This window comes from Methylobacterium sp. J-077 (genome assembly GCF_022829365.1).
In the GTDB taxonomy this organism is placed as follows: Bacteria; Pseudomonadota; Alphaproteobacteria; order Rhizobiales; family Beijerinckiaceae; genus Methylobacterium.
Genome location: NZ_JAKSYJ010000143.1, coordinates 1 through 14,760, shown reverse-complemented (window position 1 = coordinate 14,760; position 14,760 = coordinate 1). Strand labels below are relative to the sequence as shown.

At 71.2% G+C, this 14,760-nt stretch carries 9 protein-coding genes and 2 pseudogenes; 9 read left to right on the top strand and 2 right to left on the bottom strand.

What is annotated here, in order from left to right; translation table 11 throughout:
* Window positions 1–941: 941 nt before the first annotated feature.
* A pseudogene (locus MKL11_RS17550) lies at window positions 942–1,767 on the top strand (IS5 family transposase).
* Window positions 1,768–1,914: 147 nt separating this feature from the next.
* Here the strand turns inward: MKL11_RS17550 and MKL11_RS17545 are convergent.
* Window positions 1,915–2,877, bottom strand: a complete 963-nt coding sequence (locus tag MKL11_RS17545; protein ID WP_243945610.1) for an AraC family transcriptional regulator — start codon at window positions 2,875–2,877, stop codon at window positions 1,915–1,917.
* Window positions 2,878–3,138: 261 nt separating this feature from the next.
* Here MKL11_RS17545 and MKL11_RS17540 point away from each other — a divergent pair, with 261 nt between their 5' ends.
* Genes MKL11_RS17540 through MKL11_RS17530 form a run of 3 tightly spaced genes read left to right on the top strand, consistent with a single transcriptional unit; the run spans window position 3,139 to window position 6,954 of the window.
* Window positions 3,139–5,385 carry a TonB-dependent receptor domain-containing protein gene (locus MKL11_RS17540; RefSeq protein ID WP_313900760.1) on the top strand — a complete coding sequence of 749 codons (2,247 nt, stop codon included), beginning with the start codon at window positions 3,139–3,141 and terminating at the stop codon, window positions 5,383–5,385.
* A 4-nt stretch (window positions 5,386–5,389) separates the two neighbouring features.
* Window positions 5,390–5,752 (top strand): hypothetical protein, encoded by a 363-nt coding sequence (locus tag MKL11_RS17535; RefSeq protein WP_243945608.1) that lies wholly within the window; start codon window positions 5,390–5,392, stop codon window positions 5,750–5,752.
* A complete protein-coding gene (locus tag MKL11_RS17530; protein WP_243945605.1) occupies window positions 5,749–6,954 on the top strand; it encodes an MFS transporter in 1,206 nt (401 codons plus the stop codon). Before MKL11_RS17535 ends, MKL11_RS17530 begins: the two co-directional genes overlap by 4 nt.
* Here MKL11_RS17530 and MKL11_RS17525 read toward each other — a convergent pair.
* Entirely contained in the window at window positions 6,861–8,126 is a 1,266-nt protein-coding gene (locus tag MKL11_RS17525) for an MFS transporter (protein WP_243945603.1), read from the bottom strand. The two genes, MKL11_RS17530 and MKL11_RS17525, sit on opposite strands and share 94 nt — an antisense overlap.
* A gap of 175 nt (window positions 8,127–8,301) precedes the next feature.
* Between MKL11_RS17525 and MKL11_RS17520 the strand changes: the two genes are divergently transcribed.
* The 5 genes and pseudogenes from MKL11_RS17520 to MKL11_RS17500 form a co-directional block, all read left to right on the top strand.
* Window positions 8,302–10,092, top strand: coding sequence for an IucA/IucC family protein (locus MKL11_RS17520; protein WP_243945601.1), 1,791 nt, complete (start codon window positions 8,302–8,304; stop codon window positions 10,090–10,092).
* Complete coding sequence (locus tag MKL11_RS17515) at window positions 10,089–11,285, top strand: GNAT family N-acetyltransferase (RefSeq protein WP_243945599.1); 1,197 nt, start codon at window positions 10,089–10,091, stop codon at window positions 11,283–11,285. The genes MKL11_RS17520 and MKL11_RS17515 overlap by 4 nt, the downstream gene beginning before the upstream one ends.
* Before the next feature lie 20 nt (window positions 11,286–11,305).
* Entirely contained in the window at window positions 11,306–13,162 is a 1,857-nt protein-coding gene (locus tag MKL11_RS17510; protein WP_243945597.1) for an IucA/IucC family protein, read from the top strand.
* Window positions 13,159–14,523, top strand: a complete 1,365-nt coding sequence (locus MKL11_RS17505) for a lysine N(6)-hydroxylase/L-ornithine N(5)-oxygenase family protein (protein WP_243945594.1) — start codon at window positions 13,159–13,161, stop codon at window positions 14,521–14,523. The genes MKL11_RS17510 and MKL11_RS17505 overlap by 4 nt, the downstream gene beginning before the upstream one ends.
* A 91-nt stretch (window positions 14,524–14,614) precedes the next feature.
* A pseudogene (locus tag MKL11_RS17500) lies at window positions 14,615–14,760 on the top strand (aliphatic nitrilase); the annotation flags it as partial.

The following is a 14,760-nucleotide window of genomic DNA, read 5'->3' as shown; positions in this document are numbered from 1 at the left end:
TGTGGGTCGAGCCGGTCGGGCGCCTCGTCTTCCGAAAGACGAGATCCTGTTTCGCGGTGCGGCTCGAAGCGTCCCCGGCCATCCGCTGGCTCACGCCCCGGCGGGCGCGCCGTTCGCAACGTCGGCTACAGACTTCGCCATCTCCGAGGCCGACATCCGCGCATGCGGAAACATCGAGCGGAATTTTCTGCATCGGGCCCCCGCCGAGTTTTCAGCGGCCTGCTGGAATTATCGCGCAGTAAGCCCATGAATTAAGTGCGCGTCAATGCAGTGTACGCGAATTACCGGTACAAAAATGTAAATACAATATAAGAATGAATAACACCCCAAAGTATTTGTGTAATACAAGCGAACAACGAGGTCATCTGTTATTTTAGAACGATTGTAGGTTATAATGTGCTGTAACGCGGTGGGGCGACGGTCGCCCGTGAGACGGATCGACAACGAAATTCGCCGCGGCTCCGCCGTGCGGGGTCACGCCGGCGCGGATGGCCCTTGCCGATCCGGCAAGGGCGCGGTGGGGCGGAAGCTTCCCGGGACCGGCGACCTGCCGGGAGTGGGACGAGCGGTCTCGCCGTTCCGGGGCGCAGGTCGAGGATGGCCTCGATCGGCCGGCGTTGTCCGGGTTCCGCTCCGCCTCCCGAGATGACAGGCGAAGATCCGCATTCGCGAGCGCCCGGCCTGCGAGGAGCGGTGCCGGGGGGAGGGTGGTTCAGCGGGGCACGCGTCGTCGTAACCCCCTCTGTCGGCCCGGCTCTCCGGCCTGGCCGACAGGCGTGGCCGGTTGTGCCGGTAACTGAAGTTTGTCGGCGCACGCCCTGCTAGATCCTTGCTATCGCTAACCGCGGATCTCGGGTGTGCAGCGGGTATGTCGGCCTCTGAGTACGATGTTTGTCGGTTGAGAGCGTCTTACAAAACCGGCTGTGGCCCGTTGAGAGGCGATGGCGAGACTGCTCCTCCTCGATGGCCTTTGGGATGAGATTGCACCGTTGCCGCGGCTTGAACCGGCCAGCCGAAAGGCGGTCGTCCTCGATTGTGCGACCGCGGGGCGCTGACGGGGGTCCTGTTCGTGCTGCGCTTAGGCGCGCCTCGGGAACTGCTGCCCCGAGAGATGGGCTGCGGCTCGGGTATGGCCTGCTGGCGGCGCCTGCGGGACTGGGCAGAAGGCGCCTGGGTGTGGGACCGCCGTCAGCAGGCGCTGCTCGACCGGCTCGGGCATCAGAACGGTATCGACTTCAGCCGGGCTCCCGCGACAGCGCTTCCATCGGCACAAAAAAGGCCGCCCGGCGACGGGACCAAACCCAGCCGATCGCGGCAAGCCAAGCACGAAGCGTCACGACCTCACCGACGCGATGAGCATCCCCTCGCGCTCAAGCTGACGGGCGCCAACGTACATGACGGCCAGGTGCTGGAAGCGGTCGTGAATGCTGTCCCGCCATTCCGTCAGGGCTGGGGACGACCGCGCAAGCGACCCGCGCGGCTGCATGCCGACAAGGCCCACGATCACCGCCGCTGTCGTCAGGCGTTCCCCCGCCGTCGCATCCAGCACCGCATCGCCCGGCGCGGGATCGAGAGCAGCCAACGGCTGGGACGCCATCGGTGGGTTGTCGATCCTGCGACAAGCTCAGGATGAGGGGACCCTGGCTTAGTTCGCCCAGTTCCGCCCTCGCCGTCCGCTACGAGCGACGGGCTGACATCCACCTTGCCTTCTCGACCTTCGCCTCCATCCACATCGTCTGCCGCTTCATCGAACGATGGTTCTTTTAAACGCTCTGAAATCCTCGCAGCCCTCATCGACCGAGCGCCGCATGAAGCAGACCAGGTGGCTCCGCCGCCAGCATTCCAGCCGATGACCCGCCGGGAATCGGGGGCACTTGACCCGTCCGCGGCCCCGACTCGCCCCGCACCGCCGGCCTAGAACCGGTCTGTCCTGCGGAGCAACTGTCGAGCCTGCGACGGGGTGAGGTCGAAGCGCCTACGGAAAGTCCGGTTGAAGTACGATAGGTCGCTGAAGCCGACGTCGAACGCGATGGCGCTGACCGGCCGCGCGTCGCCGCCGTCCGTGAGGCGCTGCATCGCACGGTCGAGGCGGCGGGCGAGGACGAAGCCCGAGAAGGTCTCGCCCGCCGCCTGAAACATCGCCTGGATCTGCCGGCTCGAGATCCGCTGGGTCTGGGCCACGGTGTCCAGGCTCAGGTCCGGGCTGCCGAGGCGCTGCTCGACCTCGGCCTTGAGCGCCTGGATCCGCTGATCGCGCCGGCTCGGGACGGGCCCGTTCGCCGGAAGGTCGGGCTCGCGCACGATGCAGGCGAGGAGTTCGGCCAAGTGCGCCCGGGCAAGCTCTGCCAGCCCGGAGGTGGCAATCGGGATCAGCCCGCGCAGCAGCCCCGCGGCATAGGCGGTCAGGGTCTGCAGGCCCGGATGGTCCCGCCCGATCCGCCGGAGGAAGCCGGTTTCGAGGGCGGCGAGCGGCCCCGCGAGCCGGGACCGCTCGATCGCCAGGACGTCGATCCGCTCGACGGCCGTCGCGGCGAACACGGCGCTTCGGCTCGCCGCGACGAGCAACGCGTCGCGCGAACAGCAGGCCAGCGTCCGCCCGCCCTGCGTCACCTGGAGGCGCCCGACCGCCGGCCGCACCAAAAGGAGGCGGTCGGTCGGCGCATCGTCACGCCAGGTCCGGGACGGCCCGAACACCGAGGCGATGCCGAGATCGGGCTCCAGGCGGATCGCGGTCCGCCCGCGGAAGGGAAGTGCACCTGGCCCCGCGATCGTCTGCGGAAGCGCACCGCCGACTGGCTCGACCTGGCGGACGCCCATCGGGGCCGCGCCGTCTGCCTGCAAGGCCGCAGCCCCGACCGGATCCGTCCGCTTCGTCATCGTACGCCCAATGCAGCCGGATCCTGCGCAGCAGTCCGTACTCTTGCTCGCCCGAGTCCAAGCGGACGGCCAGTCACCATGCTAGAGGCCCAAGATGATGTCGAGGGATTTTGAGAGTTCTACTGCCGAACTGCGGTCGGTCGTCTCTAAAATCTCTCATTAGACAAATTTCAAACTGCGGTCTGCGCTGATCTCCGGCTCGTTTTACACGGGCGGAAAGGGCAAGGCAGCAACGAAGCGCCTCGACGGGTGCGCACAAGGGTGGGTCTCAGCGTCATGCGGTATGTCGGTCTCGTGGCGATCCTCGGTGCGGGGACGATCCTGGCCGGTCCGGCCGAGGCGCAGACCTCCGCGCAGACGGCCGGGCCGACCGTCGCCCTCGACGAGATCTCGGTGACCGCCACCCGCGCCCCGCGGCGGACCGAGGACGTGCCGCAGAGCGTCCAGGTGGTCGACCGGGAGCAGATCCGCCAGCAGCTCGCCCTGACGTCGAGCCCCTCGTCCGTGCTGGCGAAGCTGGTCCCGGGCTTCTCGGCGCCGAACGGCACGATCTCCAGCGCGTCCGAGAGTTTTCGCGGGCGCAACCTCCTGGTCCTGATCGACGGTGTGCCGGTGAACACGCCCCTGCGCGACGTCTCGCGCATCCTCAACCTGATCGACCTCAACAGCGTGGAGCGGATCGAGGTGGTGGCGGGCGCCTCCAGCCTCTACAGCGCGGGCGCCACCGGCGGCACGGTCAACTTCATCACCCGCCGCCCCACCGACGGGAAGCCGGTCGTCACCGTCAACACCGCCCTGCGGACCTTCACGGCCGATCCCGTCCACGGGCTCGCGCCGGAGACGTCGATCAGCGTGACCGGCAAGGTGCCGGACGGCGTCGATTACGCCTTCACCGGATCGGGCCGCTTCGCCGGCCGCACCTATGACGGCAAGGGCCGGGAGATGCCCTCCGACGGGCAGCTCGGCCAGGGCGGCGGCGACCGCTTCCAGCTCGGCAACATCAACATGCGGCTCGGCTACGACCTCGACCTCGCCAAGCGCGTGGAGTTCGGCCTCACCCAGATCCTGCTCAACCAGGACCCGCGCTACCTGACGGACTACACCGGCGCTTACGCGCGCCCGAACTACGCGCGGCTCTACCCCGGGCTGCCGGTGGCCGAGGACACCCGATCGCTGTACCTGCGCTACACCGACCGCGACACGCCGCTCGGGTCGCTGTCGCTGCTCGGATTCTTCAACGACATCAACAAGCGCTTCAACTATACGGAATTCGCCTATCCGGCGAACCCGTTCGTGACCTACTCGTTGAGGCCCACCGCGCCCACGAGCCTCGCCAACCAGTCCGCCCTCGCGACCGAGCGCGGCGGCATCAACCTGACCCTCGACACGGACCTGAGCGTCCTCCTCCCCGGGATGAAGCTGACCTGGGGCACCGACGTGATCGCGGAATCCACGCGCCAGCGGTCCCGCGACGGCGCGGACGTGTTCACGCCGCTCCAGCAGAACAGCTATGCCGGCTTCGCCCTGCTGCAGCTGCCCTTGGGCGAGCGGCTGACGCTCCGCGCCGGCATGCGCTACGAGCATTTCGACCTCGACGTGGCGGGCTACACGCGGCCGACCACCTTCGCGGCGACCGCCGCCCGCAACGCCCTCGGCTACTCCACCTTCGTGCTGCCGGCCCTCGCCGTCACGGGCGGGCGCTTCTCCTACGCGGCCCCGACCTTCAACGCGGGCGCGACCTTCAACCTCCTGCCCGGCATCGACCTCTACGGCGGCTTCAGCCAGGGCTACGCGCTCGCCGATATCGGCGCCTTCACGCGGCGGGCCGGCCTGTCGCTCGCCTATGCCTGCCCGGTGGCGCGACCCTTCTGCCTGCCGGCGGGCACCACCATCGCGTATTCCAGCATCGCCCCGCAGGCGCAGATCGTGAACTCCTACGATTTCGGCATCCGCGGCCGGGTGGGGATTTTTTCCGGCTCCCTCGGCGGCTTCGTCTCGACCTCGGACGAGGGCACGACCTTCGATCCGCTGACCAGCCGGCTCAGCCAGCAGAAGGAGATGATCTACGGCGTCGAGTTCACCGGCAACGCGCAGGTGACCGAGCAGCTCAGCCTCGGCACCGTGCTGGGTTACCGCGAGGGCCGCTACGACACCAACCGGGACGGGCGCCTCGACAGCTATCTGCCCAACAACCGCATCGGCGCGCCCTTCCGCGCCACGGTCTCGGGCACCTACCTGTTCGAGAACGGCGTATCGTTCCGCCTGGAGGGCGAGGGCTTCAGCGGCCGCGACGCCCGCATCGACCTCGTGGGCACCCGCTACCGCCTCAAGGACGCCTTCACGGTGAACGCCTCCGTCGGCGCGCCCCTGGCCGGCGGCGAGCTCTACGCCTCCGTCGACAACCTGTTCGACGCCGCTTACTGGAACCCCACCGCGACCTCGGTGCGCAACCTGACCGTCTACGGGCTCGGGCGCACCGTCACGGTCGGCTACCGCAAGACGTTCTGAGCCGATGGTCGCCGTGGAGGAGACGGACGGCCTCGTCGTCCTGCGCTGGCTCGGGCCGCCGCAACCCGGCGACGAGGACGCCTATCTTGACGCCCTGGAGCGGATCGGCGCGCAGGCCCGGCCCTTCGCGCTGATCCTGGTGCTCGGCGGAATCGGCAAGCTCTCGCCGGCCGGGGAACGCGCGCAGAACCTGTGGTTCAAGCGCACCCGCGCCGACCTCGACCGGCTCTGCCGCGGCCTCGTCCTCGTGCGGCCCGGCTTCACCGAAGCGGGCGCGGACGTGTTCCGCCGGCTCTGGCGCTTTCCGATCCGGATCGCGCCCGACGAAGCGGTCGCCCGGGCGACGGTGAAGGACTTCCGCGCGTGAGCGCCGCCCGGTCCGAGCGGCTGCGGCTCTTCGCCGTGCTGGCAGCGCTCTACATGGCGCAGGCGATCCCCTCCTACCTGATCGCGGCCGCGCTGCCGCCGATCCTGCGCGAGGCCGGCGTCTCGCGGGCGGCGATCGGCTACCTCAGCCTGCTGTTCCTGCCGCTCGTGCTGAAGTTCCTCTGGGCACCGGTGGTCGACCGGGTCCGGCCCTTCGCGCGGGCGCACCGGGCGGGCTGGGTGATCGTCACCCAGGTCGGCGTGATCGGCTGCATCCTGGCGATGCTGCCGCTCGGCCCCACCGACGTGCCCGGCCTGATCGGAATCGGCTTCGTCGCCGCGCTGCTGATCGCGACGCAGGACATCGCCACCGACGGCTACGCGGTGATGCGGCTGCGGCCCGAGGACCGCGCCATCGGCAACGCCATCCAGGGCGGCTCGGTCGCCCTGGGCGTGGTGGTGGGCGGGACGCTGAGCCTCGTCCTCTACCACCATGCCGGCTGGGCGGTGATGCTGCTCACCGCCGCCGCCTTCTGCTTGCCGCCGCTCGCCGCCGCCTTCTGCATGCGCGAGGGCGATCCCGTGCCCGGCCGGAGCGCGCCGCGCCCCTCGATCGGCGCCTTCCTGCGGCGGCCGGAGGTGCGGACCATCCTGTGGGTCGCCCTGACCTACCGGGTCAGCGAGGGTCTCGTGAAGGCGATGGAGGGGCCCTACCTCGTCGATGCCGGCGTGCCGCTCGACCGGATCGGCTACCTGTCGGGCCTCTCGGCGGCGACGGCGGGGCTCGCCGGATCGGGCATCGCCGCGCTGCTGGTGCGCCGCTATGGCACCGCCGCCACGCTCGGCCTGCTCGGGGCCGCGCGCACCCTGTGCTTCGCCCTGTTCGCGGCGCACGCCTTCGGCACCGTGGTCGGCCTGTGGCCGCTCTTCGGCGCGGCCGGGTTCCAGACGCTGATCCGCTACATGGAGATCGTGGCGCTCTACAGCCTGTTCATGGCGGTTTCCTCGACCGACCAGCCCGGCACCGACTTCACGATCCTCGCCTGCGCGCAGCTCATCGTCTACTTCGTCGGCTCGCTGATCTCGGGCAAGCTCGCCGACCTCCTGGGCTACGGCGCCCTGTTCGGGCTCGCCACGCTGCTCTCGGGCGCCGCCACGGTGGCGACCGTGCGGCTGCTCGGCACCGGCCGGGGGCCGTCCTGATGGCTCGGTCCCCTGCCGAGCCGCAGGGCCGCGGGGATCAGCGCGAGGCCGAGCGCCGCGCAGAGCCAGGGCGGCAGGGTCGGGGCGATCCGGAAGGCCGCGCCGCCGCTCAGGGCGCCGATCCCCTGGCCCAGCACGTGCGCGCTCGCCAGCCAGCCCGCCGCTGCGGCCTGCGCGCCCTCCGGCACCCGGGCCACCAGGGCCGCGGTGTAGGTCGGCGTCGCGACGGCGAGGCAGGCGCCCGCCAGGACCGCGCCGAGCCCGGCGAGCCACGGGGCCGGCGCCAGGGCGATCAGGCCGGAGCCGGCCGCGAACCCGGCGAGCCCCAGGGACAGGTTGCGCCCGAGATCCCGGCCGAGACGGGGCACCACGAGGAGCTGCGTCAGGATCGTCGCGACCGCCACCAGCGCGAAGATCACCCCGGCGAGCCCGGTGGCCGCCTCGGCGCCGAGACCGAAGCGCCGCTGCAGGAACAGGCCGAGCACGATCTGGATCTGCCCGAGGCCGACGGTCAGCGCGAAGCCGATCGCCAGGAGCGGCGCCGCGGCGCGCAGGAAGGCCAGCCCCGCCCCGCCCCGCGCCGGCCGGGGCCCGCCGGTGAGGTTCGGCGCCGCGAGCAGCAGGAGCGGGCTCACTGCCAGCGCGAGGAGCGGCGCGACCGCCCCGAACAGGCCGGCCGCCATCACCAGCGAGCCGAGGATGCGGCCGACCGAGAGGCCGGCGCCGAGCCGCCCGAGGGCCGCCGGGCGCAGCGCCGCCGGCAGGCCGCGCACCAGCGCGGCCTGGGCATGGGGCATCACCCCGGACGCGCCCGCCCCGTAGGCGATCCGCGACGCGGCGAGCAGGCCCAGCGCCGCGGCCGCGGGCAGGCCCGGCAGCACCAGAGCCAGGCCGAACAGGCCGTGGCCGAGCACCATCAGCGCCGTGAGGCCCCCGAACAGGCGCCGCAGGCGCCATGCGCCGCCCCAATGCCCCCAGGCCGGTGCGCAGACGAGGAACACCACCGATCCGAGCAGGGCGACGCCCCCGATCGCGGCCGGGTCGAGCCCGGTACGCGCGGCGATCACCGGCACCAGCGCTAGGACGGCCGACTGACCGAAGCCCACGGAAGCCGCCGCGAGGGAGAGCCGCGCCGCCGCGCGTCCGGACGTGCCGATCGGGTGTGGGACCATGGGCGCCTCGTCGAGAGGCGCCGTCTTAGCGCATCGGCCGGCATGATTGCAAAACGTCTTATGTAGTTTTGAAATAATTCCATAGTGTACAAACGGGATTGCTTCGCAATCTATCTTCATATATCGACAAAAATCGCGGGATGGAGATGGACGTATGGTCGATCCGGGCATCTGTTTGGCCGACGTTGCTTGCGAGATCTCGGCGCGCGGCTTCCTGAACAGCCTCCTGCGGGAGTGGACGGGCTGGTCGTTCGCCCCGGCCGCCGAGGCGGAGATGGAAGCCGGCCCCGGCGCTGGGCGGCTGTGCATCCCGCTGCCGAGCCGCGGCTCCGTGGTGGAGATCGCGGTCGTTCACCGCTCCTCGGTCGGCCTGCACGTGTTCCGTCTCCCGTTCCGGGAGCACTGCGCCGGGGTGCCCGCCCGGATCATTGCCTTCGCGGAATTCGCCGCGGCGGTCGCCCATGAGCCGACCATCGTCGGCTTGGAGGCGGCGCGGGCCGCGCCAGCCTTCCTGGGCCGGGTCTTCCAGAGCCTGTCCGCCATCGAGGACGCGCTCGCCCGCGCCCCCGCGCCCGGCCTCGGCCTGCATGCCGACCCGAGCTTCCAGGAGGCCGAGCGGGCCCTGCGCTTCGGCCATGCGGTGCACCCGACCCCGCGCAGCCGCGACGGGTTCACGTCCGAGGATGCGCGCACCTTCGCGCCCGAATACGGACGGGGCTTTCCCCTGCGCTGGTGGTCGGCCGCGCCCGACGCGGTCGTGCAGGGCAGTTCGCGGGCCGAGACCGCCGCGGATCTCAGCGCCGGCCTCGCCGCGGAGGATCCCGCCCTCGACCGGCGGATCACGGCGGCGGCGGAGGGCCGCGTCCTCCTGCCGATGCATCCCTGGCAGGCGGCCCGGCTCACCCTCGATCCCGCGGTCGATACCCTGTTCCGCTCAGGGCAACTGATCGACCACGGCTCCAGCGGCAGCCCGTGGTTCGCCACGACCTCCCTGCGCAGCCTCTACGCGCCGCACGCGCGCGTCATGCTCAAGCATTCGCTGAGCCTCCGGCTCACCAACTCGCTGCGCCTGATCAAGCCGGTCGAGTGCGCGCGCGGCCTCGCGGTCGACGCGCTGCTGCAGGGGCCGATCGGGGCGGCGATCGCGGCGCGCTGGCCGCGCTTCCACATCCTCGGCGAGCCGGGCTACCTCGCCCTGCGCGGCGCCGACGGTGCGGTGCTGCCGCAGACGATCGTCGCGCTGCGCGACAACCCCTTCCGCGGATCCGGGCAGCGCCCGGCGGCGGTCCTGGCCGCCCTGTGCGAGATTGATCCGGACGGGCGGGGCAGCGCGCTCGCCGACACGATCCTGCGCATCGCCGAGCGGGAGGGCGGCGGCGCGCAGGGGGCCGAGACCGTGGCCCTGCGCTGGTTCGGAAGCTTCCTCGACCTCGTGGTCGGGCCGCTCCTCGGCATGCAATGCGCGTTCGGCCTGCTGTTCGGTGCGCACCAGCAGAACCTCGTCCTCGGCCTCGACGACGGCTGGCCGGCCGAGGCCTTCTTCCGCGACTGCCAGGGCACGGGCTTCGTGCGCGAGTTCCTGCCCGTCCTCGCCGAGGCCGCGCCGGGGCTCGACCTCGGATCCGGCCACCGCTTCACCGCCGGAGAGGCCGCGCGGATCATGGCCTATTACCTCGTCGTCAACAGCGTCTTCGCGGTGATCGGCGCGATCGCCATCGCGGGACTGGCACGGGAGGCCGTGCTCATCGGGCGGTTGCGCCGCTTCGTCGAGGCGCTCGCCGGGACGGATCTGCCCGACAAGACCTGCCTGCGCCTCCTGCTCGACGCCCCCACCCTCGGGAGCAAGGGCAACTTCATGATCTGCTTCCGCAACATCAACGAGAACACGGACGTGACCGATCCCCTGGCGCACTATGCCGGCCTGCCCAATCCGCTCGCCGTCGCCTCCGCGGAGGTCCGCCCATGACCCTGCGCGCCCGCGCCGACAGCTTCGTCGGCATCCCCCTCGACGGCTGGACGGGAACGAGCCGGCACTGGCCTGTCGCCGGCGAGAGTCTCACGGTGGAGAGCCTGCCCCGCGACGCCCACACCGCCCGGCTCCGGGCGATGCGCAACGCCGCGACGGTCGCCGAGGCGGAGCTGCGCAGGCCGGCCGGCGCCGACACGGCGATCCTCGACATCCTGCACCCGGACGGCCGGCATCCCGGCGAGACCGCGATCGTGGCCGCCCTGGTCGAGGCCGCGTTCCAGCGCTGCCCGGACGTGCCGCGCCTGCGCGTCGCCGGTCTCGGGGGCGCCCCGGCGCTGCTCGCCCTGGAGTCGTTCCCGATCGCACCGCAATCGGGAACGACTCCAGGGCTTTGTTGTGATGCGCTCTCTTGCGCCGAGCCGGCGTCCACCTCGGCGGAGAGCGCTCGAGCCGGCGAGAGTCATTCGGAAGCGGGCGCCGCGCCCGACGCGCTCATCGAGCGCGCGCAGTTTTACCAGCTCCCGCTGCTGTGGCTGAGCCCGGGGACGCGGGCCGCCTATCCGCTGATCCGGTCGCGCGTCGGGCCGCAGGACCGCCTTCCGCCCCTGCGGCCGCCCCAACCGAACGGCATGCTGTACCGCCGCTGGCTGCCCCATCTCGGCACGACCCTGTCGTTCCGCTCCATCGACCGGCGTCGCGACCTCGCGTTGTTCCATGGCTGGATGAATCAGCCCCGGGTCTCCTACTACTGGGAGTTGGCACAGGGCGCGGCGGAGCTCGATGGCTACCTCGCCGACCAGGAGGCCGACCCGCACCTGTTCGGGGTGATCGGCAGCTTCGACGACGTGCCGGTCGGCTATTTCGAGTTCTACTGGGCCAAGGAGGACCGGCTCGGCCCCCACTACGACGCGGAGGATTTCGACCGCGGCTGGCACGGTCTCATCGGCAACGCCGCCCATCTCGGCCGGCCGAAGACGCTGGCTTGGTTCAAGGCCGTGACCCACTACCTGTTCCTGGACGAGCCCCGCACCCGGCGGATCATGGGCGAGCCGCGGGCCTCGCACCGCAAGATGCTGAGCTACTGCGCGGACGCGGCCTACGAGACGCTCAAGGAATTCGACTTCCCCCACAAGCGCGCGGCCCTCGTCTGTTGCGAGCGCGAGCGCTTCTTCCGCGCGGTGCCCCTATGAGCGCCGGAGTGAGCGCCGGAGTGAGCGCCGGACCGCTGCCGGGGGGCGGCCCGGTGACCGCGCTGCTGTGGCTCGACCTGAACCGCGCGCTCATCGCCAAGACCATCGCCGAACTCGCCTTCGAGGAGGCGCTCGCGCCCAAGCCGACGGATCGCGAGGCCACGCAGTGGCTGCTGCGCCTCGACGACGGGGTCGCCTACCGCTTCCGGGCCGAGCGCCGGATCTGGGGCAATCTCGCGATCGATCCCGCGAGCCTGGTTCGCGTCGCCGGCGATCGCGCGGACCCGGCCGGCGACGCCGCCGGCTTCCTGGTCGACGCGAGCCGGGTGCTGGAGATCGCGCCCGCGACGCTCTGCACCTACATCGCCGAGCTGCTGAGCACCCTGACGGCCGATGCCCGGATCGCGGCGATCGGCCGGGATAGGGCGGGGCCGGCGCTCCTGGCCCTGAGCGACAGGATCCTGCAGGCCTATCTCGACGGTCACCCCAAGGCACCGGCGAGCAAGGGCCGGATCGGCTGGGGGCTTTCCGATTTCGAGGCCTATGCGCCGGAATTCCAGCCGGAAATCCGGCTGTTCTGGGTCGCGGCCGACCGGGCCGCCTGCCGCTTCGACCGCGAGCCCGGCCTTGCGGAGGACGATCTCCTCGCCGACGCCCTCGACGAGCCCGAGCGGGCCCGCCTGGAGGCGACCTGTCGCGCCCGCGGCGTCGACCCGGCGCGGTTCCTGCTGCTGCCGGTCCATCCCTGGCAGTGGCAGAACCGGATCGCCCTCCATTTTGCGGGCGAGATCGCGGCCGGGCGCCTCGTCCCGCTCGGAACCTTCGGCCGGGCCTACAGGCCCCTGCAATCCCTGCGCACCCTGGCGTGCGCGGAATCCGGCGGCCGCCTCGACGTGAAGCTCGCGCTGACGATCCTCAACACCTCGGCGTGGCGGGGCGTGCCCGGCCAGTACATGGCGATCGGGCCGGCCTTCTCGGCCTGGCTCGCCGACACGGCCGCACGCGATCCCGCGCTCGCCGGCACCGTGATCCTGCGGGAGCGGGCCGGCGCCTTCTACCCGCACCCCCTCTACGAGCGGATCGCCGACGCGCCCTACCAGTATCGCGAGATGCTGGGGGTGATCTGGCGCGACGGCGTCGAGGGCCGGCTCGAACCCGGCACCTCCGCCCTGATGATGGGTGCGCTTCTGAAGGCGGACGCGCAGGGCCATCCCCTCGCCGGCACCCTGGTGGCCCGCTCGGGCCTCGCCGCGGAGGCGTGGCTGGAGCGGCTCTTCGACCACGTGGCGGTGCCGCTCTACCACTTCCTCTGCCGCTACGGCGTCGGCTTCATCGCCCACGGCCAGAACGTCACCCTGATCCTGCGGGACGGCGTGCCCTGCGGCGTGGCGCTCAAGGATTTCCAGGGCGATGCCGATCTCGTCGACCAGGATTTCCCGGAGAGCCGCGACCTGCCGCCGGGCGTGCGGGAGACGCTCCTGCGCCGCCCCGCCGCCCATCTGCTGCAGCATCTCCAGACCGGCCATTTCGCGAGCCTGCTGCGCTTCGTCTCGGACGTGCTGTTGCGCGACCAGGGCGTGCCGGAGATCGCCTTCTACGGCGCGCTGGCGCGGGCCCTGCGCCGCTACCAGTCCGGCCATCCCGAACTCGCCGACCGGTTCCGCCTGTTCGACCTGTTCACGCCGACCGTGCCGCGGGTCTGCATCAACCGCGTCCGCCTCGCCCTGGGCTACGGCGACTCGAACCTGCGGCCGGTGCCGCGGCTCGGCGGCGACCTGATCAACCCCCTCCACCGCGCAGACATCGCCGCGGCGGCTCAGGCGACACCTGGGTCCGCCTCCCGGACAGGCTCCCAGGCAGGGCTTCTCGCATCATGACGGACCACACGCTCGATCTGGCCGGCATCGGAATCGGCCCCTTCAACCTGAGCCTTGCGGCGCAGCTCGACGCGGTCGCGGACATCGACGCGCTGTTCTTCGACCGGGCCCCGGCCTTCGACTGGCACCCCGGCATGATGCTGCCGGAGGTCGCGCTCCAGACCTCCTTCCTCAAGGATCTCGTCACGGCGGTGAACCCGACGAGCCCCTGGAGCTTCCTGGCCTATCTGGTGGCGCAGAAGCGCTTCTATGAATTCCTCAACGCCGACTTCGGGGCGGTGCCGCGGCAGGAATTCGCGCGCTACCTCGCCTGGGTCGCGGCCCGGCTCCCGAGCCTGTGCTTCGGCACGGCGATCCACGAGGTCCGCTTCGCGGCGGACGGGTTCCGCCTGCGCGGCGATGGCGGGACGGTCCGGGCGCGCAACATCGCCGTCGGCGTCGGCCTGCAGCCGAACCTGCCCGCCTTCGCGGGCAAGCTCGACCCGCGTGATCACGTCCACAGCGCCCAGGCCGCCTCATGCCTCGACCGCACCGCCGGCCGGCGGGTCGCGGTGATCGGCGGCGGCCAGAGCGGCGCCGAGATCGTCCTGACCCTGCTGAACCGAAGCCGGGACGCGCCGGCCTCCGTGGACTGGATCAGCCGTCGCCCGAACTTTCAGCCGATCGATGCGACGCCGTTCACCAACGAGCTGTTCACGCCCGGCTATGTCGAACGCTTCCAGGCCCTCTCGGAGGCGCGCCGCCGCTCGACGGTGGCGCACCAGAAGCTCGCGGGCGACGGCATTTCCCCTGCGACCCTGCAGGCCCTCTACCAGCGCCTCTACACCGTGCGGCATCTCACCGGGCCGCACGCCGCCGACGCGTCGGTCGCGGCGCGCCTGATGCCGCATCGCGAGGTCGTGGACGTCGAGCGGGCGGGCGGATCCTACCGCCTCCTGATGCGCAACGGCTTCGACGGGCGCATCGATGTCGCCCAGGCCGACATCGTGATCTTGGCGACCGGCTACCGATTCGCGCTGCCGCCCTGCCTCGACCCGCTGCGCGACCGTCTCAGGCTCGACGCGACCGGGCGGCCGCAGATCGGTCCCGACTTCGCCGCGGCCTGGGACGGGCCGGCGCGGAACCGCGTCTTCGTGCTCAATGGCGGCCTGATCAGCCACGGCATCGCGGAGCCGCAGCTCAGCCTGATGGCCTGGCGAAGCGCCGTCATCGTCAACGCCGTGGCGGGGCGCGCCGTCTTCGAGACGGACCTGCCGCCATCGCCCGTAACCTGGTCGAGCGCCGAGTGCGGACGGCCCGTCCACGACGGTGGCGGACGCCTGGACGCCGCCGAATCGCTCTCCCCGTTCGAGATGGTGTGAGGGCCCTCGCGGAGATCCGGAGCGTCCCGACGACGGCTCGCGAACCCGTTTCATGAGGTCTGTGGAGCAGCCAGGATGTGGATCGGCGTCGAATGAGGTCGGCCACTACGCGAGGCCCGAACTCCTCAGCCTGCTCCACGACGACCGCCCGGCCTCGTTCGTGCACCAGCCGATCCGTTCCCAGACCGATTTCCGGAGCCTCGACCATGAGCAGTTCTCCGCTTCCGACGAGCCTGC